Here is a 23433-nt window from a genome sequence, read left to right on the forward strand (position 1 = left end):
GCGTCGCGGGGCCGCTAACGCCTGCGGCGCAGCGCCCGGCCGATGACCACAGCCGAGGCCACCACCAGCGCGGCGGCCGGCGCGGCCCACCGCAGCACGGGGGAAGGACCGGCTCCACCGCCCGGCGCGACCTCCGGTGCGTAACGCCCCCGAGGGGGCGCGTGATCCACTTCCTCCGCGCTCCGCCCGATCATGCTGCGCCGGGCGTGATCCGCCTCGGGCGCGGGCAGCGAGAAGTCGCCCCGGCCCGCCTCGACGCGGCCGAGGACCCGCTCGGCCTCCGTGGGCGGCGGCGTCTCGGCGTCCCGCTCGTCGCCCGGCGTGCCGGCGGCCGGCTGGGAGGCCTCCACGGCGGGCTGCGAGGCCCCCGGCTCCGCCACATGCTCCTGACTCGACTCGCCGCCCCCGCTCGCCCTGGGCTCATGCGCCGCGTCGGGGCCCGCGTCCGGCACGGCATCGGGCTCGGGGCTCTGCGCCGAGGGAATCCCGGGAATCACCCGTTCGTTGTCGTCCGGCGCGCCGATGCCGCCCGGCGTCGGCGGCGGCTCGGCCTCCCCGGCCAGCTCATCGACGGACTCCGTCAGCTCGGGGACGGCCTCCGTCAGCGCCTCGTCGGCCTCCGGCAGGGGCTCGTCGACGGCCCCCTCCGTCGCCGCCTCCTCGGCGACCCGCTCGGCGACGGCCTCGGCGACCGCCTCCACCACGGTCTCGGCCGCCGCCTCGGCGAGCAGATCGCCCAGCGCGTCGGCGAAACGATCCAGCAGCCGCCGTCCCACCGAGTGCCGCTGCTCCTCCGTGAGTTCGAGGAGGCGTCCGGTGCCGGTGAGCCGGCCCTGGAAGGACAGCGTGCAGCCGGCGCCCCCGGGGCGCTCCCGCGCCAGCACCGTCAGCACCACGCTGACCTTCCCCGACCCCCTGGCCTCCTCGCCGGTGGCCGCGACGGTGTAGCCGCCGTCGGCGAGGGCGAAGGTGAGGGAGCCCCGGTAGGTGATGGTGGAGGTGCCGGCGCGCAGCCGCAGCCGGCCGCGCACCTCGCCGGGGGCGGTGTCCCGCACGGCCGGACTCCCCGGCTGGGCCGGTTGGAGCCCCGGCACACAACGGGCCACCCGCCTCGGCTCGGCGAAGGCGCTCAGAACGACATCGGCGGAATACGGGAGGTCGACCTCGTGCTCCATGGCGCGGAGCCTACCCACTGAGCGGCACATATGTTACTGGGTGGGCCAAAAGCAACGTGCGGCGTCGGTGAGGCGGAAGCGACCCGCTGGGCCTCCTCCCGCTGGTGCAGGACCCGCTCGGCCCGCTCCCCCAGCGAATCCACCGTCAGGGCGCAGACCACCAGCGTCGCCGTGACCCCGGAGACGACCAGCGTGAGCCGGGCGCGGCTGGCCCGGCTGAGATCGCCGCGGAAGAGCCAGAGCACCACGGCGCCGCCGGCCAGCGCGTTGACCACGCCGGTGAAGAGCGCGGCGTTGAGATGGCCGAGCAGCGGGAGCAGGAGAAAGGGGAAGGCGAGACCGCCCAGCAGCGCGCCCACGTAGTCGGCGGCGGAGAGATCGGCCACCGCGCGGCCGGCGTCCTGCTGCCTGATGCGCTGGATCAGCGTCATCAGCAGCGGCATCTCGGCGCCGATCAACAGGCCGATGGCCAGCGACAGCAGCACCAGCGTGGGCCTGACCTCGTCGAACCACAGGAAGGAGAGGTGCAGCAGGGTGGCCGAGCAGCCGCCGACCAGCGCCAGCATCGCCTCGATCAGGCCGAAGTTGACGGAGGGTTGGGCGCGCAGCCGCTTGGCTCCCAGGGAGCCGATGCCCATGGCGAAGACCATCGAGGAGAGCACGATGGACGTGAGCGTGACGGTGTCCCCCACCAGGTAGTCGGCGAGCGCGATCAGCTCCAACTCGTAGACCAGCCCGCAGGCGGCACAGACGAAGACCGCCAGCAGCACCAGCCTCCGCCCCACCCCGGGCGAAACCGGGAGGGCCGCCCGGGCACCGGGCCCGTTCGCGCACTCGGCCTCGGACGTCTCGATCATGAACCGAACGTTACGTCACACCTCGAACTCGCCCTGTCACCCACAGGAGTGGACTTCGGTGTCGCCTCCACCGCGTGCGGCGCGCCCAACACCGTTGTCCTGGTGGCCACAAGATGCCGCTCCTGCGGGTACGCGTGCCAGGTGCGCCAGTGCACCTGGCCCTGTTGGCGTTGCGCCAGCAGCGCGGTGAAGGCGTTGGGGTCGCCGGGGAACAACGCGGCCAGTCCCTGGGGGTGTTCGGCGACCAGCGCCAGCAACTCCTGGGCCCGGCCGGCGAACGACCCCGGGCTCAGCGTCTCCACCCGGGCGGCGAACTCGTACTCGAAGTTCCCCAGGCGGCGGGAGACCCCCATGGGCAGCGGGGTGTTGCCGCCGGGGATGCAGGCGACTGTCTCCGAGCAGGAGCCCCGGCTACTGTTGAGCAGGACCTGGTGTGAGGCGCCCAGAACGCGCAACTGAACGGAGACGTCCCCCAGTTCGAGGTCGAGCGTGGCCAGGGCCGGCTCCGGACCTCGATCGAGCGCCCAGGCGAGGTCGCCGGCGCGCGTGTCGGTGAACATGGTGTTAATGGATTTGAGCATGGATCGGCCCCCCGCATGACATGCAGTTGAGGGTGGTGCGCCCGACCCTCCCAAGAGCAACGAATCCACCGAACCACGGAACTCCCAGCCCCCACAGCCGTTTTACCCAACTCCACCAGATTTCCCCCTACAGGGGGGCAGGCTAGGTCAGGTGTTCACCAATGCCCCGACCGGATAACGAACAGCCGCGCACGATCAACGCGCGGAGACCGGGGCGAATCGCCCTTCTCTGCCCATGAATCCACCCAATCAATAGTCACAGCTCAGCGTTCTTCACATCTCGGCTGCACAACGGTCACTCTGACGCACTTGTTAGGACCTCCAACTGTGAGGAGGCTCTCGACAACTTCACCCGAAGCCAGACACCGTGGAAGGCCCAAGATGACCCGATTCGGCAGAACGTCGAAACTCGTCACGGCCATGTTGGCAGGGACGCTCGTTCTCTCCGCATGTAGCAGCGACGACAACGACGACGACGGCAACGATGACGCGAACGGCAGCGGTGGCACCGGCGGCACGGTGACCTACGCGATGGCTCAACCGTGGCAGAACTACAACCAGACCACGGCGGGCGCCAACACGGTGGCCAACGGACAGGTGATGGGCCAGGTCCTGTCCGGCTTCTGGAAGTTCGGCGACAGCGACGGCCAGCCGATCGCGAACGAGGAGTTCGGCACCTTCGAGCAGGTGTCGGAGGACCCGCTCCAGATCGACTACTCGATCAACCCGGACGCCGTCTGGTCGGACGGCACGCCCATCGACTGTGACGATGTGCTGGTGTGGTGGACCGCGCAGAGCGGCGCCTTCGACGGCATCTTCTCCGTCCCCGGCACCCAGGGCATCGAGGACACCGCGCGGCCCGAGTGCGCCGCCGGCGACAAGGACTTCTCCCTCATATACGACCAGCCCTACGCCGACTGGCTGACCGCGGGACCCGGGCACGGCAACACCACGATGATGCCGGCGCATGTCCTCGCCGGGCAGTCCGACCTGACCGAGGAGGAGTTCCTCGCCGCGCTCCAGGGCGACGACCCGGCCCCGCTGGAGGCCGCCGCCGAGTTCTACAACTCGGGCTGGCAGATCAGCGGTGAGCTGCCCGCCGAGGAGCTGATCCCCTCCTCGGGGCCCTTCAAGCTCAGTGACTACGTCGCCGACCAGTCGGTGACCCTCGTCCGGAACGAGGCGTACTGGGGCGAGCCAGCCGCGGCCGACTCCGTCGTGATCCGGATGGTCGCCGAGCCGGAGCAGGTCCAGGCCCTTCAGAACCTCGAAGTCGACATCATCGAGCCGCAGCCCACGGTGGACATGGCGGAGCAGATCGCCGCCGCCGAGGGCCTGGAGTCCGAGGTGTCCGAGGAGTACACCTACGAGCACCTCGACTTCAACTTCGACAACGGCCCGTTCGCCGACTCGATCGAGCTGCGTGAGGCGTTCGCCCTCTGCGTGCCCTACGAGACCCTCGTGGACAACCTGATCAAGCCGGTCGTCCCGGAGGCCACCGTCAAGCAGGTCCGCAACGTCGCCCCGTGGGACGCGGGTTACCAGGAGGCCATCGACGCCTCCGCCGAGTACATCGAGTCCTACGGCACCACCGACATCGAGCGGTCCCGCCAGATCCTTGAGGAGCAGGACGCCGTCGGCCTCACCGTGCGCCTCGGCACCCTGGACAACCAGCGCCGCAACGACGCCGGTCTGCTGATCGAGACCTCCTGTGAGGAGGCCGGCTTCGACGTGGAGTTCACCGCCGCGGCCGACTTCTTCGACACCACGGGCGCGCTCTCCGAGGGCCGGTTCGACGTCGCCATGTACGCCTGGTCGGGCTCGCCCGACCGCTCCGGCTGGAACTCCACCTACCGCACCGTCGGTGAGTGCTCGGTCGACGGCAAGGGCAACAACAACGGCTGCTACAGCAACGAGGAGCTGGACCAGCTGCTCGACGACGTACTGCGCACCGGTGTCCTTGAGGAGGCGGTCGCCATCACCGCCGACATCGAGGCCCACCTGTGGGAGAACCTGGTGACCATCCCGCTCTACCAGCACCCGGGCATCACCGCCTGGAACGGCGCGGTGGAGAACGTGGTCCCCAACCCCTCCCAGAACGGCATCATCTGGAACGCCCAGACGTGGAGCAAGAGCTGACCGACCCTGAGGCCCACCGCGCCGAGCGGTGAGCCCCGGGCCTTGGTCAACGGCACCACCACGGGGCCGCGTCAAGCGAGTTGAGCGGGGCCGGGAACTATCACTTCCCGGCCCCGCGTCCCGTACCCGGGGCGAGGTTTCGGCCACCCGCCGAGCCACGGCCGGGGAACGGTCGGTCACGCGCCCCTTCCCCTCCCTAGCTCCCCACCTCCGCAACCACAGGAGTCAGCGCCATGCTTGTCTTCATCGCGCGGCGGCTCTTCGTCTCGATCTGGGTCTTCCTCGCCTCCACGGTCGTGGTCTTCCTGCTGGCCACCCGCATCCGCGACCCACTGTCCGAGGCCAGGCAACTGCCGGACGGCGCCCGCGAGGCCGCCATGGCCGAGATAACCGAGCGCATGCACCTCGGCGATCCCGCCATCGTTCGTTACTTCCGCTGGCTGGGCGATGTCCTCACCGGTGACCTGGGCGTGAACCGCCAGGGCCAGGACGTCAACGCCATGCTGGAGAACGCGTTCACCGCCACCATTCAACTGATCACCGGCGCCACGGTGTTGGCCATCGTGATCGGGATCGCCGTCGGTGTGCTCTCCGCGCTGCGCCAGTACACCGCGCTCGACCACGCCGTCACCTTCGTCACCTTCATCTGCTTCTCGCTGCCGCTCTTCTGGGTCGGCACCCTGCTCAAGCAGTTCCTCGCCCTGGACTTCAACGACTGGCTGGCCGAGCCCACCATCTCGCCCACCTTCGTCGGTGGCATCTCGCTGATCTTCGGCCTGGTCTGCGGCTCGGTCGTGGTGGGTGACCGAAGGTCCCGGCTGATCGCCTTCGGCTCGACGACCGCCGGCATGGCCGTGCTGCTGACGCTGCTCTCCGCCACCGAGTGGTTCACCGACCCCGGGCTCGGCCCGATCGTCATCGCGCTCACGGCGGTGGGCGCGGCGCTCGGCTTCACCACCCTCGTCAGCGGGCTCGAATGGAAGCCGCCGCTCCAGGCGGCGATGGCCACCGCCGGGATCGGCGTGGTCGCCTCGCTCTCGCTCGGACCGGTGTTGAAGGACCCCGAGCTGCTCACCATCGTGCTGCTGGCGCTGCTCACCGTCGTGATCGCCGCCGCGATCGGCTGGTTCCTCGGCGGCGATCTGTACCGCAGATCGGCGATCCCCGCCGCGGTGCTCACCGGCGTCTTCACCGGCGCGGTCATCTTCACCGACCGGATGCTCCAGTCGTTCGCCGACTACAGCGACTCGGTCGGCGGCCGGCCGATCTCCACCATCGGCGCGGAGACCCCCAACTACTCGGGCACCTTCTGGGAGTCGGGCCTGGACTCGGCCGGCCACCTGGCGCTGCCGACGCTCGCCCTGGTGCTGATCTCGCTGGCGAGCTACACGCGTTACACCCGCGCGAGCATGCTGGAGGTGATGAACCAGGACTATGTGCGCACCGGACGGGCCAAGGGGCTCAGCGAGCGCGCGGTCGTCACCCGGCACGTGCTGCGCAACGGCCTGATCCCGATCACCACGCTGGTCGCCTACGACATCGGCACGATCGTCGGCGGCGCGGTGGTGACCGAGGAGGTCTTCGGCTGGTCGGCGATGGGGAAGCTGCTCTTCACCGGGATCGACGAGGGAGACCCCATGCCCATCATGGCGTTCTTCCTGGTGGCCGGTGGCGCGATCGTGGTCTTCAACATGATCGCCGACATCGTCTACGCGTTCCTCGACCCTCGCATCCGGTTGTCGTAAAGGAGACTGGCCATGACGCGAAACGCGGAAGGCGCCGGGGCCGAGAAGAACCCGGAGGACCCTGGCACGAGCGCGGCGCAGGTCGCCGACGCCCAGGGCATGAACGTGGTCGCCCGTTCCCAGGGGCAGTTGGTGCTCCGCCGCTTCCTGCGGCACAAGGGCGCGCTCGTCGGGATGGTGCTGTTCTTCCTGGTCGTGGCGCTCGCCGTGACCAGCATCGGCGCCGGCTTCATACCCGGCTGGTGGGACAAGGACCCCTCCACCACCGGATCGGTCGTGGAGGGCGGTCGCCCCACCCTCTCGGTGGTGCCGGGCTTCCTCGGCGGCGGCGGAGTCCACCTGGGCGAGCACCCGTTCGGCCAGGACAACGTGGGGCGTGACTACTTCGCGCTCACCATGCGCGGCGCCCAGGTCTCGCTGCTGATCGCGGTGATCGTGGGCCTGGTCGCCACCCTGGTCGGCACCGTGGTCGGCGCCGTCGCCGGCTATTTCCGGGGCTGGACCGAGGCCGTGCTGATGCGGGTCACCGATGTGGTGATCGCCGTGCCGACGCTGCTGCTGGCCGGCCTGATCGGCGTGATCGTGGCGGGCCGGGGCGTGGTCCTCTTCGCCCTCTTCCTCGGGCTCTGCCTGTGGACCCAGATCGCCCGGCTGGTGCGCGGCGAGGTGCTCTCGCTGCGCGAGAAGGAGTATGTGGAGGCGGCCCGTTCGGTCGGAACCTCGGCCAAGCGGATCATCTTCAAGCACATCCTGCCCAACACGATCGGCATCATCATCGTGTCGGCGACGCTGACGATCGCCAGCGCGGTGCTGCTGGAGTCCGCGCTGTCCTTCCTCGGCCTCGGTGTGCGCCCGCCGGACACCTCGCTCGGCCGGCTGATCACCGAGTACCGCACGGCGTTGAGCGTGCGCCCCTGGCTCTTCTACTGGCCGGGAAGCTTCATCATCGCCATCGCCCTTTCGGTGAACTTCATCGGCGACGGACTGCGCGACGCCTTCGACCCCCGACAGACCCGGGTGCGTGACTGATGTCCCTGACTCCTCCCATCAACACACCCACCGCCTCGACCCCCGGCGGCGACGCGGCGGTGACCGAGGCCGCCGAAGAGGTGCACGCCGCCCACACGTTGGCCGACGCCAAGCCGCCGTCGGACGAGGAGATCCTCGCCGTCGAGAACCTGACGGTGGAGTTCCCCACCGACGACGGGCTCGTCAAGGCGGTGCGCGGCCTCAACTACACGCTGCGGGCCCGCGAGGTGCTGGGCATCGTCGGCGAGTCGGGTTCCGGCAAGTCGGTCTCCTCGATGGCGGTGCTGGGCCTGCTGCCCAAGTCCGCCCGGGTGCACGGCAGCATCCGCTACCGCGGCCAGGAGCTGCTGACCATGCGGCCCAAGGAGCAACGGGGGCTGCGCGGCCGGAAGATCGCGATGATCTTCCAGGACCCGATGACCTCGCTGAACCCGGTGCGCTCCATCGGCGACCAGCTCGCCGAGGCGGTGCTCGCCCACCATCTGGTGCCGCGCAAGAAGGCGATGGCCAGGGCCAAGGAGATGCTCGGCCTGGTCGGCATCCCCCAGCCGGAGCGCCGGCTCAAGGCGTATCCGCACGAGTTCTCCGGCGGGATGCGGCAGCGGGTGATGATCGCGATGGCGATCATCAACGACCCGGACGTGATCATCGCCGACGAGCCCACCACGGCGCTGGACGTCACCGTGCAGGCGCAGATCCTGGAGAAGCTGCTGGAGGTCAAGGACGAGGTCAACGCGGCGATCCTGATGATCACCCACGACCTCGGGGTGATCGCCGGCATGGCGCACCGCACGCTGGTGATGTACGCCGGCAAGCCGGTCGAGGTCGGCGGCACCGACCAGGTCTTCTACGACCCGCGGATGCCGTACACCGCGGGCCTGCTGGGCTCCATCCCGGCGCTGGACGGGGCCCGTTCCGACCGGCTGCGGCCGATCGGCGGCACCCCGCCCTCGCTGATCCGGCTGCCGATCGGCTGCCCGTTCTCGCCGCGTTGCCCGCTGGCCACCGCGGAGTGCCGGGAGGACGAGCCCGGGTTGGTCGACCAGGGCGAGGGCCACGAGGCCGCCTGCCACCACAGCGACCAGCTGGCCGAGGCCGAGGACGCGACCACGTTCTTCCGCACCACCGAGGAGGGCCGATGACCGCCACGGCGACCGATCCCAGTGAACTGCTCCAGGTCAAGGACCTGGTGGTCAACTTCCCCGTGCGCGGCGGCGGACTCGTGCGGCGCACGATCGGCCAGGTGCAGGCGGTCAGCGGCGTCTCGTTCTCGGTCAGCGAGGGCGAGACGCTCGGCGTGGTCGGCGAGTCGGGCTGCGGCAAGTCCACCACCGGGCGGGCGCTGTTGCAGCTGATCAAGCCGACGTCGGGCTCCGTCGTCTTCGACGGGCAGGAGATCACCGGGCTCGGCACGCGCGATCTGCGCCCGGTCCAGCGCAAGGCCGGCATGGTCTTCCAGGACCCGTACGCCTCGCTCAACCCGAAGCTGCCGGTGAACGACATCATCGCCGAGCCGCTGAAGGTGCAGGGCGTGTGGCGGCGGACCGGCAAGGCGCGGGTGGCCGAACTGCTGGAGCTGGTCGGCCTCAGCCCGGAGCACGGCAACCGCTATCCGCACGAGTTCTCCGGCGGTCAGCGGCAACGCATCGGCATCGCCAGGGCGCTGGCGCTCGAACCGAAGCTGCTGGTCCTCGACGAGCCGGTGTCGGCGCTCGACGTCTCCGTCCAGGCCGGCGTGGTCAACCTCCTGGAGGACCTCCAGGAACGCCTGGGCGTGGCCTATGTGTTCATCGCCCACGACCTGTCCGTGGTGCGGCACATCTCCGACCGGGTGGCTGTGATGTACCTGGGCAAGGTGGTGGAGACGGGCGAGCGGGAGCAGGTGTACGAGCGCCCCTCGCACCCCTACACCCAGGCGCTGCTGTCGGCGGCCCCGCTGGCCGACCCGAGGCGGGAGCGCCAGCGCCGGCGCACGGTGTTGACGGGCGATGTGCCCAGCCCGCTCGACCCGCCGAGCGGCTGCCGCTTCCGCACCCGCTGCTGGAAGGCCCAGGACATCTGCGCCACCGAGGAGCCCGAGCTGCGCGACCGGGGCACCGGGCACCCGGTGGCCTGCCACTTCGCCGAGGTCCCCGATTCGGGGGTGGCGCCCCTTGAGGCGGCGGCCGACGCCCTGGCCAAGGGGCCGACGGCGAGCGAGGCGGAGTAGCGCTGGCCGAGGCCGACGAGGCCGGCCGCCGGACGGGACGTCCCGTCGGGCGGCCGGCCTCGCCTGTGTCACCCCACGGGGGCGGCCCCGCGTCAGCCGTGCTCCGGCTCCTCGGCGAGCAACTCGTCGACGCGGCGGACCTTGCGCTCCAGGCCGTCGGTGACGCCCGGCCTGATATCGGCCTTGAGCACCAGGCTCACCCGGCCGGCGCGGGCCTCGACGGCCGCGACCGCGTCCCTGACCACCGCCATCACCTCGTCCCAGGAGCCCTCGATCGAGGTGAACATGGCGTCCGTGCGGTGCGGCAGGCCGCTGGCCCGCACCACCCGCACCGCCTCGGCGACCTCCTCGCCGACGTCCTCACCGGCGCCGATCGAGGTCACCGAGAAGGCGACGATCACGCCGGGGTCCCCGGGCCGCCGGGGGTGTCGTCCCCGTCCGACGGCTCCTTCGGCTCGCCCTCGTTGGCGTCCGCGTCGGCGTCGGCGTCGGCATCGGTCGAGCCCGCGACGTCCTCGGCCAGGCCGAGCCGCTCGACCAGCCACTTGTCGAACTCCATCGCGGCACGCACCCAACTGACCGTGCTTGCCACAAAGTGGTCGAACGCGACGCCGGCGCCCAGCAACATATGCACATCGCCGACCAGCCGGACCGTGCCGTCGTCATTGGTGTGCGTGTAGACCTTGGGCCACAGCGTGGTGTGGTTCCACTCGTCCACGCTCTCCAGCAGCCGGGGCTTGTCGTCCAGCGTGTAGGGGCGCGCGTAGAACGTCCGCACCGACAGCACGCGCTGCTGCTTCTCGCCCCGGAACATGAAGTAGGTGCGGAACTGCTTCCAGGGGGCGACGAGATCGCCCTGCTTGTCCACCACGTACTTCAGCTGCATCCGGTCCAACAGCTGCTTGACCAGATCCTGGTTCGGCATGATCGGGCCGGTCGGCTTGGTCGGCTGCTGGCCCTGCTGCTGGCCCTGGCCTCGCTGCTGTTCCGGCTTGTCGGGCCGCCCCCCGAAGTTCGGGATGGCGGACGGGTCAACGGACACGGGGGGTCCCTTCGTACGGATTAGCGGGCACCCCATCCTCTCCCACCACCGCCCCCAGGGGGCAACCAGCGGGAACGGGGCATGTCCGGGCGACTCGGATCAGCCGTCGCCCCCGTCGACCGCCTCGACCGTCAGCTCGCCTTCCAGCGCCGCGTCCACCCGCACCGTCGCCCCGTCCCGCACCTCGCCGGCGAGGATCCTGCGGGCCAGCGGATCCCCGATCGCCGTCTGCACCAGCCGCCGCAGCGGGCGGGCGCCATACGCCGGGTCGTAGCCCTGGAGCGCCAGCCAGTCGAGCGCCAGCTCCGTGACGTCCAGCGTGAGCCGCCGATCGGCCAGCCGCCGCTGCAACGCGTCCACCTGGAGGCGCGCGATCCGGCTCAACTCCACGCCGCTCAGCGTGTCGAAGACGACCAGATCGTCCAGCCGGTTGAGGAACTCGGGCCGGAACGTCGCCCGCACCGCCGCCAGCACCTGCTCGCGCCGCTGCTCCGGCTTGCCGGGCCCCTCCTGCCCGAGGGCGGGCGAGGAGGGAGCGTCGAGCAGATGCTGACCGCCCAGGTTGGAGGTGAGGATCAGGATGGTGTTGCGGAAGTCGACCGTGCGGCCCTGGCCGTCGGTCAACCGGCCGTCGTCCAACACCTGCAACAGGATGTCGAAGACCTCGGGATGCGCCTTCTCCACCTCGTCCAGCAGCACCACCGTGTACGGGCGGCGGCGCACGGCCTCCGTCAGCTGGCCGCCCTCCTCGTACCCGACATAGCCGGGCGGGGCGCCGACCAGCCGGGCCACCGAATGCTTCTCGCTGTACTCGCTCATGTCCACCCGGACCATGGCGCGCTGGTCGTCGAAGAGGAAGTCCGCCAGGGCCTTGGCCAACTCCGTCTTGCCGACGCCCGTCGGGCCCAGGAAGAGGAACGAGCCGGTAGGCCGGTCCGGATCGGCCACCCCGGCGCGGCTGCGGCGCACCGCGTCCGACACCGCGCGCACCGCCTCGGCCTGGCCGATCAGCCGCCGCCCCAACTCCTCCTCCATCCGCAGCAGCTTCTCCGTCTCGCCCTCAAGCAGCCGGCCGGCGGGGATGCCCGTCCAGGAGGAGACCACATCGGCGATCTCGTCCGGGCCGACCTCCTCCTTGACCATGGTGTCCCGCTTGGCCTCCTGCTCCGCCTCGGACGCGGCGGCCAACTCCCGCTCCAGCGCCGGGATCTCCCCGTAGAGCAGCTTGGAGGCGGCCTCGAAGTCCCCCTCGCGCTGGGCGCGTTCGGCCACGCCCCGCGTCTCGTCCAGGCGTTCCTTCAGCTCACCGACGCGGTTGAGGCCCTCCTTCTCCTTCTCCCAGCGGGCGGTCAGGCCGCGCAACTCCTCCTCGCGGTCCGCCAGCTCGGCGCGCAGCCGGGCCAGCCGCGCCCTGGACGAGACATCGGACTCGTTGGCCAGCGCCAGCTCCTCCATGCGCAGCCGGTCGACGGCGCGCTGCAACTCGTCGATCTCCACGGGCGACGAGTCGATCTCCATCCGCAGCCGGGACGCCGCCTCGTCCACCAGGTCGATCGCCTTGTCCGGCAGGAACCGCGAGGTGATGTAACGGTCGGAGAGGGTGGCGGCGGCGACCAGCGCGCCGTCCGCGATCTGCACCTTGTGATGCGCCTCGTACCGGCCCTTGAGCCCGCGCAGGATGGCGATCGAGTCCGCCACGTCCGGCTCGGCCACCAGCACCTGCTGGAACCTGCGCTCCAGCGCCGCGTCCTTCTCGATCCGCTCGCGGTACTCGTCCAGCGTGGTGGCGCCGACCATCCGCAGCTCGCCCCTGGCCAGCATCGGCTTGAGCATGTTGCCGGCGTCCATCGCCGAGTCGGCGCCCGCACCCGCGCCCACCACCGTGTGCAGCTCGTCGATGAAGGTGATGATCTGACCGTCGCTCGACCTGATCTCGCCCAGCACGGTCTTCAGCCGTTCCTCGAACTCGCCCCGGTACTTCGCGCCGGCCACCATGGCGCCCAGATCGAGCGAGACCAGCCGCTTGTTCCGCAGCGACTCGGGCACATCGCCCTTGATGATCCGCTGCGCCAGCCCCTCCACCACGGCCGTCTTGCCGACCCCTGGCTCGCCGATCAGCACCGGGTTGTTCTTGGTGCGGCGGGAGAGCACCTGCACCACCCGGCGGATCTCGTGGTCCCTGCCGATGACCGGATCCAGCCGGCCCTCCCTGGCCGCCGCCGTCAGGTCCGTGCCGAACTTCTCCAGCGCCTTGTAGGTGCCCTCGGGATCGGCCGAGGTGACCCGACGGCCGCCGCGCGCCGCCTGGAACGCGTCCGCCAGCCGCCCGTCCCCCGCGCCCTGCCCCGAGAGCAGCTCACCGACCTGGCCACCGTGCGCGGCGAGACCGATCAGCAGATGCTCCGTGGAGACGAAGGTGTCCCCCAGCCGGGCCGCGCGCCCGCCCGCGTCCGCCAGCACGGCGAGCAGCTCGCGGTTGGGCTGCGGCCTGGCCACCGAGGCGCCCTTGACGCTGGGCAGCGCCGCCAGCAACCGCTCGGCCCCCGACCGCAACGCGGCCTGGTCCGCCTCGACCGAGGCCAGCAGGTCCTGGATGTTCTCGTTGTCCTGCCCGGTGAGCAGGGCCAGCAGCAGATGGGCCGGGGTGATGTCCGGGTGCCCGTCGGTGAGCGCGCGCTGGCTGGCCACGCTGATGGCGTCCCGGCTTCGGTTGGTCAACTCGGCGTTCACTTCGCGGCACTCCTCCACTCCCGACAGCGGGGGCAGGGCCTCATGGCGCCCCGCCCCTGCCACAGCCAACGTGCGATAAGTTGAGTCTAAGCCACTCAAGGCCAAGAACGCCAAGCGCCCACCGGGAAAACCGCGCGACCTCGGGCGCGCCGGCGGAGCAGAGTGGCCGCCATGGAGAACCCCATGCTGGGCAGAGGGCTCGCCGCCGACGGCACCATCGCGCGCGAGGGCGCGCTGGAGCGCGTGCCGGCGGCCTTCGCGCCGGTGGTGGCGGCGGCCAGGGCCCGGCTGCTGCCGTTCCTCGACGACGGCCGGGCCCACAGCGCGTACCTCTACGGCAGCGTCCCCCGGGGCACGGCCACCCCCGGCGTCTCCGACCTCGACCTGCTGCTCGTCCTTGGCCACCGGCCGACCGAGGCGGACCGGGCCGCCGCCGATGCCGTCGAGGCCGCGATCAACGCGGCCTTCGCGCAGGTGAACGGGGTCGGGCTGCTGATCGACTCGGTCGACGAGGTGCTCAGCGAACGCGAACGGCACGACCTCGGCTTCTTCGTCGCCTGCCTGTGCACCCCGCTGCTCGGCCCCGACCTCGCCGAACGGCTTCCCCGTCACCGGCCCGGCTCCCTGCTCGCCAGGGAGACCAACGGGGACCTCGGCCCGGCGCTGCTCCGCTGGCGGGAACGGGCCGCCGGCACGGCCACCGACGCGGAACGCCGCGCCCTGGCCCGATCCGTCGCCCGCAAGCTGGTCCGCACCGGGTTCACCCTGGTGATGCCCCGCTGGGGCGGCTGGACCAGCGATCTCCAGCGCTCCGCCAGGCTGTTCGGCCACTACTACCCGGAGCGTCTCGACCAGATGCGCCTGGCCGCCGAAACCGCCCGCCACCCCACGGCGGACCCCGCCGTCCTCCGGGTCCTCACCGAGGACCTCGCGCCCTGGCTCGCCGCCGAGTACGCCGACCGGCACGGCCACAAGGCCCCACGCCCCTGACGGTCAGCCCTCGCCGGCCGCCGCGAACAGGCTTCTGGCGTCGGCGGGGAAGGGCCGGCCGACGACCTGCCCGTCGCCACTGCCGACGGACATCACGGCGACCACCGTGCCGGTCCCCGTGGCGTGGTCCAGATCCTGCAACCAGGGACCGCCGCTCGATCCGGCCGTCAGATCGCAGTCGCTGAGCAACAGCCCGCCGACGTTGACCGCCTCGGCCTCGCCCTCCGCCAGCACATCGGTCTCGCCCGCGCAGTAGCGCAGCGACTCGCCGTCATAGGGATCCGCCGCGGGATAGCCGAGGACGGCCACCTCGCCGCTCTCCCTGATCGGCTCGAACGCCAACGCGTTGGCGCCCTGGGCCTCCTGAACGGTCCTGCCGTCCTTGGGCTCCAGGGTGAGGAACGCGTAGTCGTGCGGGAGGATGTCGTTGGTCTCGCGGCTGATGTCCCACTTCTCCGGCGTGTGCAGCGAGGCCACCCGCCAGCCGTCCTCGCGGTAGCGGTCCCGGCCGTGGTCGTAGGCCGGGACGAAGTACACGTCGCCGGGGGCGGCGGGGCTCTCCGCACCGCTGACGCAGTGCGCGGCCGTGGCGACCACGCTGCCGTTGGGCGCGTCGACCACGGAGCCCGAGCAGAGCCCGAGACGGCCGTCGCCCGCGTCCCAGATGATCTTTCCCACCGTGCTCACCGTGCCCTGTGCCCAGGGGTCGGCCGCCACCGAGGGGGGCGCCGTGACGAGCATCGCCGCCGCCATTGCGGCGATGGATATGGGGAGGCGTAGGTTCATACCGACACCCTGTGATCACTCAGGGGTGAAGTCCAGCCACTGTCCGCCGATCGAGTGTCTCAGCGAAAGGGAGAACGATGATGCCCCCACGTCCGCCGGCCGGCGTCTGGCCCGGCCTCTCCCTGCTGGCGGCAGCGCTCTGCGCCGCGCTGCTCGCCGTGGTGATCGCCGGCGGGAACGAGCCACTCGCCATCGACTCGGCCCTCCACGAATGGGCCCTGGCGCACCGGACCCCGGGCTGGGACGACGCGTTCACCCTGGTCTCGGAGACCGGCACCCGGCTGCCCGCCACCGTCGGCGCGATGATCGCCGGGGCGCTGGCCGCCGGACGCCACTGGTGGCTCGGCGCCGTGGCCGGCGGCGCCGCGCTGCTGCTGGCCCAACTGCTGCGCTACGGGCTGGTCGTGACGATCGATCGGCCCAGGCCGCCGGAGGCCGACTGGGTGACGCAGGTGAACAACCCGGCGCTGCCATCCGGCCACGCCACCACCTCGGCGCTGGTCGCCATCGGGCTGGCGGCGGCCCTGTGGCCGAGATGCCGACGCCGCCTGACGCGCGCCCTGGCGGTCGGCCTCCCCGCCCTCTGGGCGACGGCCATCGGCCTGAGCCGCGTCTACCTCGGCGTCCACTGGCCCACCGACGTCCTCGCCGGCTGGCTCCTCGCGATCACCCTGACCACCGCCCTCCTCCCCCTCACCCCCCGCCTCCACAGCCCACCCCCCACCCCCACCTGACACTGCGGCCTTCCCGCCCCAACGGCCGAACGACGAACGGGCAGACGGGACGCCAGGACGAGGGGCCCCGGGGGGGGCGAGGCCGGCAGGGCGGGAAGGCCGGGAGGCCGGCAAGGCCAGGAGGGCGGACGGCTGGGAGGGCGGCAAGGCCGGGAGGGCGGACGGCTGGGAGGGCGGGGAGGCGGCAAGGCGGGGAAGCCGGCAAGGCCGGGAAGCCGGCAAGGCCGGGAAGCCGGCAAGGCCAGCAAGGCCAGGAGGGCGGACGGCTGGGAGGGCGGGGAGGGCGGGAAGCCGGAACGCCGGGAGACCGGGACGCCGGAACGCCCGGCAGGGCGGGAGGGCGGCCGGCCGAGACGCCGGGAAGCCGGAACGCCGGGAGACCGGCGAGGCCAGAACGCTGGCAGGCCAGGGGCCGGGGAAACCGGGAGACCGGCAAGGTCAGCAGGGCCAGGAGGCCGGCAGGGCGGACGGCCGGAAAGCCGGGAAGCCGGGAAGCCGGGAAGCAAGGAGACCGGGAAGCCGGGAAGGCCAGCAGGGCGGACGCCCGGCAAGCCGGCAGGGCGGACGGCCGGGAAGCCGGAACGCCGGGAGGCCGGCAAGGCAGCAGGGCGGGAGACCGGCGAGGCAGGCGAGGCCAGAACGCTGGCAGGCCGGGCGGCGGGGAGGGTGGGTGGCAGGCCCCGCAGCCGGCAGGCCGGCAGGCCGAAACGCTGGCAGGCCGGGCGGCCGGGAGGGTGGGTGGCAGGCCCCGCAGCCCGCAGGCCGACAGGCCGAAACGGAGGCAGGCCGGATGCCCGGACGCCAGGGCCTCCCGACCCGGCCCGTCCCGACCAGACCCGGCGCGGCGGGCCGTGGAGGAGTCCTGGGCTGGTCGCCTCCAACGGCCCCGGGTCGGCGCCGGTGGTGTGAGGCATCACGGCCCCCGGACCAGTCGAGGCGCGCCCTGGCCTCCGGCGGGGAGCCCGGCACAGCGGCAACGCCGGGGCCGGAAGGCCGACAGGACCGCCCCCGGCAGCACGGCACCCGCCCGTCCGTTGGAGGGGCGGGCGGGTGGGAAGAGCCCGTTCGGGCCAGCCCGGCCTCGGGCTCAGCGACGGCGGTCCGGGCGCCAGACGACCAACGCCGAGGACTGGCTGACGTCCTGGTACGGCACCAGATCGCGGCGGTAGGAGGCATGCACCTGCGCCTCCCGCTGCCGCATGGCGACCGCCGCGCCCTCAACCGCCTGCTGCAACTCGACCACCCGCGCCTGAAGCGCGGCGACCTGCGTCTCCAGCTCGATGATCCGCTTGATCCCCGCGAGGTTGATCCCCTCGTCCTGGGAGAGCCGCTGGACCTGGCGCAACAGCTGGATATCGCGCGCCGAGTACCGGCGGCCCCGACCGGCCGCCCGGTCGGGGCAGACCAGGCCGAGCCGGTCGTACTGACGCAGCGTCTGCGGATGCAGCCCGGAGAGCTGCGCCGCGACCGAGATGACGTAGACCGGCGAGTCGTCGGTGAGTTCGTAGGGGTTACTGCTCTGTCCGTACCGGCCGTCCATCTCGTTACTCTCCCTTCGCGGCCTCGAACAGGCCCGCCCGAGGGTCTTCCCCGTCGGCCGCCGCGCGATACTCGCCGAGGGCCTTTCGGGCCTTCTCCCCCATGTCGCTCGGCACGGCGATCTCGATGGTGACCAGGAGGTCGCCTCGGGTGCCGTCCTTGCGGACCGCGCCCTTGCCCCGGGCGCGCATGGTGCGCCCGCCCGGAGTGCCGGGTGGCAGCTTGAGCGTGACCGGTGGGCCACCGAGCGTGGGCACCTTGATCTCACCACCGAGCGCCGCTTCTGGGAAGGTCACCGGCACCGTGATGGTCAGATTGTCGCCACGCCGGCCGAAGACCGAGTGGCCGCCCACGTGCACCACCACATAGAGGTCACCGTGCGGACCGCCGCGCTCGCCCGGGGCGCCCTTGCCGCGCAGCCGAATGCGCTGCCCGTCGTCGACGCCCGGAGGGATCCGCACCTGCATGGTGCGGGAGCTGGTGGCCCGGCCGCTGCCCCGGCAGACCTGGCACGGGTCCTGAGCGATCAGGCCCCGCCCCCGGCAGTCGACGCAGGGGTCGGTGAGCGAGAACCCGCCGCCGCCACCCCGGCTGACCTGCCCGGTGCCGACACACGTCGGGCACACCCGAGGTGTGCCGTTCTTGTCGCCGGTGCCGGAACACGTCTTGCAGGCGGCACTCGACGACATCCGCAGCGGGACCGTGGCGCCCGAGACGGCCTCGGTGAAGCTGAGCGTGACCTCGGACTCGATGTCCTGGCCACGCCTCGGCTGGGTGCGCGCGCCCGGGGCGCCGCCCCGGTTGAAGAGGCCGCCGAACACGTCCCCGAGCCCGCCGCCGAAGCCGCCGGCCGCGCCGCCAGGCCCACCGGGAGCGCCAGCACCGCCGGGACCGCCAGGCCCCTGCTGGCCCGGGGCACCGCCGAAGAGGTCCCCCAGGTCGAAGTTGAACTGGCCGGCCCCGCCGGGCCCGCCGGCGCGGAACCCGCCGTTGCCGAACAGGGCCCGCGCCTCGTCGTACTCCTTGCGCCGCTTGGCGTCACCGAGCACGTCATAGGCCTCGGAGACGTCCTTGAAACGGTCCTCCGCCTTGGCGTCCCCCTCGTTGGCGTCCGGGTGGTTCTCCCGGGCCAGCTTGCGGTACGCCTTCTTGATCTCCGCCTCGGTGGCGTCCCGGGGGACGCCGAGGACCTTGTAGTAGTCCTTCTCGATGAAGTCCTTGGTGCTCATCCCCGACGTCCCTCCCTTCGCGCGACGGATCCCGTGCGGTCGTCGGCCACGTCAGCCCTCGTCCGAGCCGCCGTCGTCGTCCTTCTCGGACGCGCTCTCCTCCTGGTCGGCGGGCTTCCCCGGCTGGGGCTCGGCCACGCCGACCCGGGCCGGGCGAATGGTGCGCTCGCCGATGCGGTACCCGGGCTGGAGGATCTGCACGCACGTCGTCTCGGTGACGTCGGGCGAGTAGCTGTGCATCAGCGCCTCGTGCACCGTCGGGTCGAAGGGCTCGCCCTCCTTGCCGAACTGCGCGAGGCCCATCTTGGCCGCGACCGTCTCCAGGGACTCGGCCACCTGCTTGAAACCACCGAGCAGCTCGCCGTGGTCCCGCGCCCGCCCGATGTCGTCGAGCACCGGCAGCAGCTCCGTCAGCAGGTTGGCGATCGCCACCTCCTTGACCGCGATCCGGTCCCGCTCCACCCTGCGGCGGTAGTTCTGGAACTCGGCCTGGAGCCGCTGGAGGTCCTGCGTGCGCTCGTGCAGCGCGGTGCGCGCCTGATCCAGCTGAGCGGTGAGCGCCACCTCGGCGGCCTGGGCGGACGCGGCCTCCGCGTCGTCCGGGGCGTCCGCCTGGCCCTCGGGGGCGGCGGGCTCGCCGCTCCCCTCGGGCTTCGTCGGCTCGGCGGGCTCGGGGGGCGCCGCTTCGGCGTCGGGGACCTCAGGCTCCGGGTCGAAGCCCTTCGGCTCCTGGGTCACGCCGCACCGCCCTTCGGCTTCTCGTCGTCCACGATCTCGGCGTCGACCACGTCGTCCTCAGTGCCCTGGGCACCCTGGCCGGAGGCGCCGCCGGGGGCCGCCGACTCCGTGCCGGGGGCGCCCTGCGCCGACTGGGCGTCCGCGTAGAGGGCCTGGCCCAGCTTCTGGCTGGTGGCGGCGACCGTCTCGGAGGACTCGCGAATGGCGGCGGTGTCCTCGCCCTTCAGCTTCTCCTTGAGATCGGCCACGGCCGTCTCGACCTCGGTCTTGACGTCGTCCGGGACCTTCTCGGCGTTCTCCTTGAGGAAGTTCTCCGTGGTGTACACCAGCTGCTCGGCCTGGTTGCGCGTCTCGGCGGCCTCGCGGCGCTGGGAGTCCTCGTCGGCGTACTGCTCGGCGTCGCGCATCATGCGCTCGATGTCGTCCTTCGGCAGCGCGGAGCCGCCGGTGACCGTCATCCGCTGCTCCTTGCCGGTGCCGAGGTCCTTGGCGGAGACGTGCATGATGCCGTTGGCGTCGATGTCGAAGGTGACCTCGACCTGCGGCACGCCACGCGGCGCCGGCGGCAGGCCGGTCAGCTCGAACATGCCCAGCTTCTTGTTGTACGCGGCGATCTCGCGCTCGCCCTGGTACACCTGGATCTGCACGGACGGCTGGTTGTCCTCGGCCGTGGTGAAGATCTCGGAGCGCTTGGTGGGGATCGTGGTGTTGCGCTCGATCAGCTTGGTCATGATGCCGCCCTTGGTCTCGATGCCCAGCGACAGCGGGGTGACATCGAGCAGCAGGACGTCCTTGACCTCGCCCTTGAGCACACCGGCCTGGAGGCTGGCGCCGATGGCGACGACCTCGTCCGGGTTGACGCCCTTGTTGGCGTCCTTGCCGCCGGTCAGCTCGCGCACCAGGTCGGCGACGGCGGGCATCCGGGTGGAGCCACCGACCAGCACGACGTGGTCGATCTCGGACAGCTGGATGCCGGCGTCCTTGATCACGTTGTGGAACGGGACCTTGCAGCGCTCCAGCAGATCGGCGGTGAGCTGCTGGAACTGGGCCCTGGTGAGCTTCTCGTCCATGTGCAGCGGGCCCTCGGCCGAGGCCGTGACATAGGGCAGGTTGATCGTCGTCTCGGTGGACGAGGACAGCTCGATCTTCGCCTTCTCGGCGGACTCCCGCAGGCGCTGGAGCGCCATCTTGTCCTTGGAGAGGTCCACGCCGTGGCCGCCGGCGAACTGCTTGACCAGGTGGTCGACGATCCGCTGGTCCCAGTCGTCACCACCGAGGTGGTTGTCGCCGTTGGTGGCCTTGACCTCGACGACGCCGTCGCCGATCTCCAGCAGCGAGACGTCGAAGGTGCCGCCACCGAGGTCGAAGACCAGGATGGTCTGGTCGTCCTTCTCCAGGCCGTAGGCGAGCGCGGCGGCGGTCGGCTCGTTGACGATCCGCAGCACGTTGAGGCCGGCGATCTCGCCCGCCTCCTTGGTGGCCTGCCGCTCGTGGTCGTTGAAGTACGCCGGGACGGTGATCACCGCGTCGGCGACCTTCTCGCCCAGGTAGGCCTCGGCGTCCCGCTTCAGCTTCTGAAGGATGAACGCGCTCATCTGCTGCGGGTTGAAGTCCTTGCCGTCCAGGCCGATCTTCCAGTCGGTGCCCATGTGGCGCTTGACCGAGCGGATCGTCCGGTCCACGTTGGTGACGGCCTGCCGCTTGGCCACCTCGCCGACGAGCACCTCGCCGTTCTTCGCGAAGGCCACAACGGACGGCGTGGTCCTGGCGCCCTCGGCGTTGGTGATGACGGTGGGCTCACCGCCTTCGAGAACACTGACGACGGAGTTCGTCGTGCCCAGGTCGATGCCGACCGCACGTGCCATTTCGGATCCTCCAGCTGCTCGCCGCTTTACTTGAGTGTGACAGGCTCAAGACTGCCCGAGCGCGCGCCTCCAGTCAAATGACCTGAGCCCAGGGCGCTCAACCTTGTTCAGTCGGCCTGCTCAACGGCGGGCCCGGCCGGTGTTCCGAGCCGAGCCAGCGGAGCCAACCGGGGTTCAGGCCCGTTCCGAGGCCCGTTCCGCCGCCGGGCGCAGCGCCAGCAGCGCCACATCGTCCCGCACCTCGCTGGCGAACCCGGTCATGTCCCGCCACACGAAGTCGACCAGCGCCTGCGGGTCGGGCGAGGGACCGCCCTTCGCGCCGCACCAGCCGGACACCCGCTCCACCAGGGGATAGAACGCCCCCGACGCGTTCCTGGCCTCCGTCACCCCGTCCGTGTAGCCCAGCAGCACATCGCCGGGGCAGAGCGGGACGGTCAGCGGGTGCGGCGTCAGCCCCTCCAGGCCGAGCCCCAGTGGCGGCGCCGGAACGGCCGCCAGCTCCCGCACCCCGCCGTCGCGCAGCAGCAGCATCGGCGGATGCCCGCAGGACGTCAGCCGGACGGCGTCCTCGTCGGGCGGGAACTCCAACAGCACGGCGGTCACGAACAGTTCCGACGGCTCGGGCCCGGCCGTGCCCGCCTCGATCCGCAACCGCCGGTCGAGGCGCAGCGCCACCCCGGCCAGCTCGCGCTCGTCCAGCAACGCCTCGCGGAACGTGCCCAGCAACGCGGCCACCGTGCCCACCGCCGCCAGGCCGTGTCCCTGCACGTCCGCGACCAGCGCCCGCACCCCGTAGGGCCCCTCGCGCACGTCGTAGAGGTCCCCGCCGACCTGCGCCGCCACCTGCGCCGCGCGGTAGAGCCCGGCGCAGCTGACCGCCCCCACCCGGGGCGCCACCGGCGGCAGCACGGCGCGCTGTGCCGCCTCGGCCACCGAGCCCACCCGAACCAGCTCACGGGTATAGCGACTGCGCACCCAGGAGACCAGCACACTGAACCCGGCGATGGCCGTCATCGCCGCCACGTCCGGCTCGTTGATATGCGCGGGCTGGGTGGGCGGCAGCATCAGCAGCACCAGCACGGCGACCGAGAGCGCCGCCGTCCGCCAGGGGCCGAAGAGCAGTCCGGTCAACGGCGGCAGCGCCGCGAACACGAACGCGAGCTGCACCCACCCGGGCGCGATCATCTGGACCACGGCGAGCACGACCAGCACCCCCCAGGGCACCAGCCACAGCTGGCGGGGCACCGTCGGGTGCTCCCCGCCCGGGAACCCCGGCCAGCTCACCGCCCACCGGCGACCCGCAGCCGGGCCGCCTCCTCCCGGATATCGGGCAGTTGGGCGTAGAGCGCGTCGCCTGGACAGTCCGTCTGGACGATGTCCCGGTGGCCCGACACCACCTCCAACTCCGCCGGATCGCCCTCCGGCACCCTGCTGTCGTCGTTGGTCGACACCATCCGGACCCGCTCGCGCGGATCGGTGCCCGGCCGCAGCTTCCACGCCGCGACCTCGGCGATCGCCGTGATCAGCTCCCCCGGCACGGCCGCCGGGTCGGTGAAGGCGCCGAGCGCGGCGATGCCCACGCTGTCCATGTTGAAGCCGGTGGTGTGCGCCCCCAGCACATAGCGGTCCTTGCCCCCGCCCCGCCCCTCGTAGACGGTGCCGCACTTGTCCACCACGAAGTTGTAGCCGATGTCGTCCCAGCCCTGGGCGCTCACATGGTCGGTGTGCATCGAACGCAGCATCTCCGGCGCATCGGCGCAGTCATAGTCGTCCGGATGGTTGGTGTGATGGATGAACACCGCACGCGAGGGCCCCGTGTAGGTGACGGGCTCAGTGTTCAGCTCCTCGTCGGCGCCCCACTCCGCCCGGGTCACCACCTCGGGCGCGGGCGCGGGCCGCTCCACGGCGGGCAGCGGACGTCTGGGCCCGGTGGCGTCTCCCTGGGGCAGCGGCGGCGGCGCGTCCCAGGTCACCACGAGGGCGATGGGCAGCACCGCGGCGAGGAGGGCGAACCGCTGGGTGGACTGTGCGGACATGGCGCCCCG

The 23433-nt window shown here is 71.7% G+C and carries 19 protein-coding genes and 1 pseudogene; 7 read left to right on the top strand and 13 right to left on the bottom strand.

What is annotated here, in order from left to right:
• Nucleotides 1-14: 14 nt before the first annotated feature.
• The 3 genes and pseudogenes from K4G22_RS13140 to K4G22_RS13150 form a co-directional block, all read right to left on the bottom strand.
• Complete coding sequence (locus tag K4G22_RS13140) at nt 15-1175, bottom strand: hypothetical protein (protein WP_228080377.1); 1161 nt, start codon at nt 1173-1175, stop codon at nt 15-17.
• A 104-nt stretch (nt 1176-1279) separates the two neighbouring features.
• Nucleotides 1280-2032, bottom strand: a pseudogene (locus K4G22_RS13145) (spermidine synthase); the annotation flags it as partial.
• A complete protein-coding gene (locus K4G22_RS13150; protein ID WP_228080378.1) occupies nt 2029-2613 on the bottom strand; it encodes a DUF2617 family protein in 585 nt (194 codons plus the stop codon). The gene K4G22_RS13150 and the pseudogene K4G22_RS13145, both read right to left, overlap by 4 nt.
• 420 nt (nt 2614-3033) lie before the next feature.
• On the opposite strand from K4G22_RS13150, the gene K4G22_RS13155 reads away from it, so the two are divergent.
• The 5 genes from K4G22_RS13155 (at nt 3034) to K4G22_RS13175 (ending at nt 9735) form a co-directional block, all read left to right on the top strand.
• Nucleotides 3034-4752 (top strand): ABC transporter substrate-binding protein, encoded by a 1719-nt coding sequence (locus K4G22_RS13155; RefSeq protein WP_228080380.1) that lies wholly within the window; start codon nt 3034-3036, stop codon nt 4750-4752.
• A gap of 233 nt (nt 4753-4985) precedes the next feature.
• Nucleotides 4986-6497, top strand: coding sequence for an ABC transporter permease (locus tag K4G22_RS13160; RefSeq protein WP_228080382.1), 1512 nt, complete (start codon nt 4986-4988; stop codon nt 6495-6497).
• Between the two features lie 12 nt (nt 6498-6509).
• Entirely contained in the window at nt 6510-7526 is a 1017-nt protein-coding gene (locus K4G22_RS13165; protein ID WP_228080384.1) for an ABC transporter permease, read from the top strand.
• A complete protein-coding gene (locus tag K4G22_RS13170; RefSeq protein ID WP_228080386.1) occupies nt 7526-8668 on the top strand; it encodes an ABC transporter ATP-binding protein in 1143 nt (380 codons plus the stop codon). The genes K4G22_RS13165 and K4G22_RS13170 overlap by 1 nt, the downstream gene beginning before the upstream one ends.
• Complete coding sequence (locus tag K4G22_RS13175; RefSeq protein ID WP_228080388.1) at nt 8665-9735, top strand: ABC transporter ATP-binding protein; 1071 nt, start codon at nt 8665-8667, stop codon at nt 9733-9735. The genes K4G22_RS13170 and K4G22_RS13175 overlap by 4 nt, the downstream gene beginning before the upstream one ends.
• Before the next feature lie 92 nt (nt 9736-9827).
• On the opposite strand, the gene K4G22_RS13180 is transcribed toward K4G22_RS13175, so the two are convergent.
• From K4G22_RS13180 to clpB, 3 genes are all read right to left on the bottom strand, one after another.
• Nucleotides 9828-10136 (bottom strand): thiamine-binding protein, encoded by a 309-nt coding sequence (locus K4G22_RS13180; protein ID WP_228080390.1) that lies wholly within the window; start codon nt 10134-10136, stop codon nt 9828-9830.
• Nucleotides 10133-10777: a YbjN domain-containing protein gene (locus K4G22_RS13185; protein WP_228080391.1), complete on the bottom strand. Its 645-nt coding sequence runs from the start codon at nt 10775-10777 to the stop codon at nt 10133-10135. The genes K4G22_RS13180 and K4G22_RS13185 overlap by 4 nt, the downstream gene beginning before the upstream one ends.
• Before the next feature lie 99 nt (nt 10778-10876).
• Entirely contained in the window at nt 10877-13507 is a 2631-nt protein-coding gene (gene clpB / locus K4G22_RS13190; protein WP_228080393.1) for an ATP-dependent chaperone ClpB, read from the bottom strand.
• Nucleotides 13508-13678: 171 nt separating this feature from the next.
• On the opposite strand from clpB, the gene K4G22_RS13195 reads away from it, so the two are divergent.
• Entirely contained in the window at nt 13679-14497 is an 819-nt protein-coding gene (locus tag K4G22_RS13195; protein ID WP_228080396.1) for a nucleotidyltransferase domain-containing protein, read from the top strand.
• 3 nt (nt 14498-14500) lie between these two features.
• On the opposite strand, the gene K4G22_RS13200 is transcribed toward K4G22_RS13195, so the two are convergent.
• Complete coding sequence (locus K4G22_RS13200; RefSeq protein WP_228080398.1) at nt 14501-15283, bottom strand: trypsin-like serine peptidase; 783 nt, start codon at nt 15281-15283, stop codon at nt 14501-14503.
• Between the two features lie 77 nt (nt 15284-15360).
• Here K4G22_RS13200 and K4G22_RS13205 point away from each other — a divergent pair, with 77 nt between their 5' ends.
• Entirely contained in the window at nt 15361-16017 is a 657-nt protein-coding gene (locus tag K4G22_RS13205; protein WP_228080399.1) for a phosphatase PAP2 family protein, read from the top strand.
• 1087 nt (nt 16018-17104) lie between these two features.
• Here K4G22_RS13205 and K4G22_RS13210 read toward each other — a convergent pair.
• From K4G22_RS13210 to K4G22_RS13235, 6 genes are all read right to left on the bottom strand, one after another.
• Nucleotides 17105-17557, bottom strand: coding sequence for a heat shock protein transcriptional repressor HspR (locus K4G22_RS13210; RefSeq protein ID WP_228080400.1), 453 nt, complete (start codon nt 17555-17557; stop codon nt 17105-17107).
• A gap of 4 nt (nt 17558-17561) precedes the next feature.
• A complete protein-coding gene (gene dnaJ, locus K4G22_RS13215; protein ID WP_228080402.1) occupies nt 17562-18785 on the bottom strand; it encodes a molecular chaperone DnaJ in 1224 nt (407 codons plus the stop codon).
• A gap of 51 nt (nt 18786-18836) precedes the next feature.
• A complete protein-coding gene (grpE, locus tag K4G22_RS13220) occupies nt 18837-19523 on the bottom strand; it encodes a nucleotide exchange factor GrpE (RefSeq protein WP_228080404.1) in 687 nt (228 codons plus the stop codon).
• Entirely contained in the window at nt 19520-21388 is a 1869-nt protein-coding gene (gene dnaK / locus K4G22_RS13225) for a molecular chaperone DnaK (RefSeq protein WP_228080406.1), read from the bottom strand. Before dnaK ends, grpE begins: the two co-directional genes overlap by 4 nt.
• A gap of 174 nt (nt 21389-21562) precedes the next feature.
• Nucleotides 21563-22633, bottom strand: coding sequence for a PP2C family protein-serine/threonine phosphatase (locus K4G22_RS13230; protein ID WP_228080407.1), 1071 nt, complete (start codon nt 22631-22633; stop codon nt 21563-21565).
• 35 nt (nt 22634-22668) lie between these two features.
• Nucleotides 22669-23424, bottom strand: a complete 756-nt coding sequence (locus K4G22_RS13235) for a peptidoglycan recognition protein family protein (protein WP_228080409.1) — start codon at nt 23422-23424, stop codon at nt 22669-22671.
• Between the last annotated feature and the right edge of the window lie 9 nt (nt 23425-23433).

The organism is Streptomyces profundus (genome assembly GCF_020740535.1).
Taxonomy (GTDB): domain Bacteria; phylum Actinomycetota; class Actinomycetes; order Streptomycetales; family Streptomycetaceae; genus Streptomyces; species Streptomyces profundus.

What these genes read in the sequence shown, in the direction of transcription:
- K4G22_RS13140 (WP_228080377.1), bottom strand. Translation starts at nt 1,175, where the DNA reads ATGGAGCACGAGGTCGACCTCCCGTATTCCGCCGATGTCGTTCTGAGC.
- K4G22_RS13150 (WP_228080378.1), bottom strand. Translation starts at nt 2,613, where the DNA reads ATGCTCAAATCCATTAACACCATGTTCACCGACACGCGCGCCGGCGAC.
- K4G22_RS13155 (WP_228080380.1), top strand. Translation starts at nt 3,034, where the DNA reads ATGTTGGCAGGGACGCTCGTTCTCTCCGCATGTAGCAGCGACGACAAC.
- K4G22_RS13160 (WP_228080382.1), top strand. Translation starts at nt 4,986, where the DNA reads ATGCTTGTCTTCATCGCGCGGCGGCTCTTCGTCTCGATCTGGGTCTTC.
- K4G22_RS13165 (WP_228080384.1), top strand. Translation starts at nt 6,510, where the DNA reads ATGACGCGAAACGCGGAAGGCGCCGGGGCCGAGAAGAACCCGGAGGAC.
- K4G22_RS13170 (WP_228080386.1), top strand. Translation starts at nt 7,526, where the DNA reads ATGTCCCTGACTCCTCCCATCAACACACCCACCGCCTCGACCCCCGGC.
- K4G22_RS13175 (WP_228080388.1), top strand. Translation starts at nt 8,665, where the DNA reads ATGACCGCCACGGCGACCGATCCCAGTGAACTGCTCCAGGTCAAGGAC.
- K4G22_RS13195 (WP_228080396.1), top strand. Translation starts at nt 13,679, where the DNA reads ATGGAGAACCCCATGCTGGGCAGAGGGCTCGCCGCCGACGGCACCATC.
- K4G22_RS13200 (WP_228080398.1), bottom strand. Translation starts at nt 15,283, where the DNA reads ATGAACCTACGCCTCCCCATATCCATCGCCGCAATGGCGGCGGCGATG.
- K4G22_RS13205 (WP_228080399.1), top strand. Translation starts at nt 15,361, where the DNA reads ATGATGCCCCCACGTCCGCCGGCCGGCGTCTGGCCCGGCCTCTCCCTG.
- K4G22_RS13210 (WP_228080400.1), bottom strand. Translation starts at nt 17,557, where the DNA reads ATGGACGGCCGGTACGGACAGAGCAGTAACCCCTACGAACTCACCGAC.
- dnaJ (WP_228080402.1), bottom strand. Translation starts at nt 18,785, where the DNA reads ATGAGCACCAAGGACTTCATCGAGAAGGACTACTACAAGGTCCTCGGC.
- dnaK (WP_228080406.1), bottom strand. Translation starts at nt 21,388, where the DNA reads ATGGCACGTGCGGTCGGCATCGACCTGGGCACGACGAACTCCGTCGTC.
- K4G22_RS13235 (WP_228080409.1), bottom strand. Translation starts at nt 23,424, where the DNA reads ATGTCCGCACAGTCCACCCAGCGGTTCGCCCTCCTCGCCGCGGTGCTG.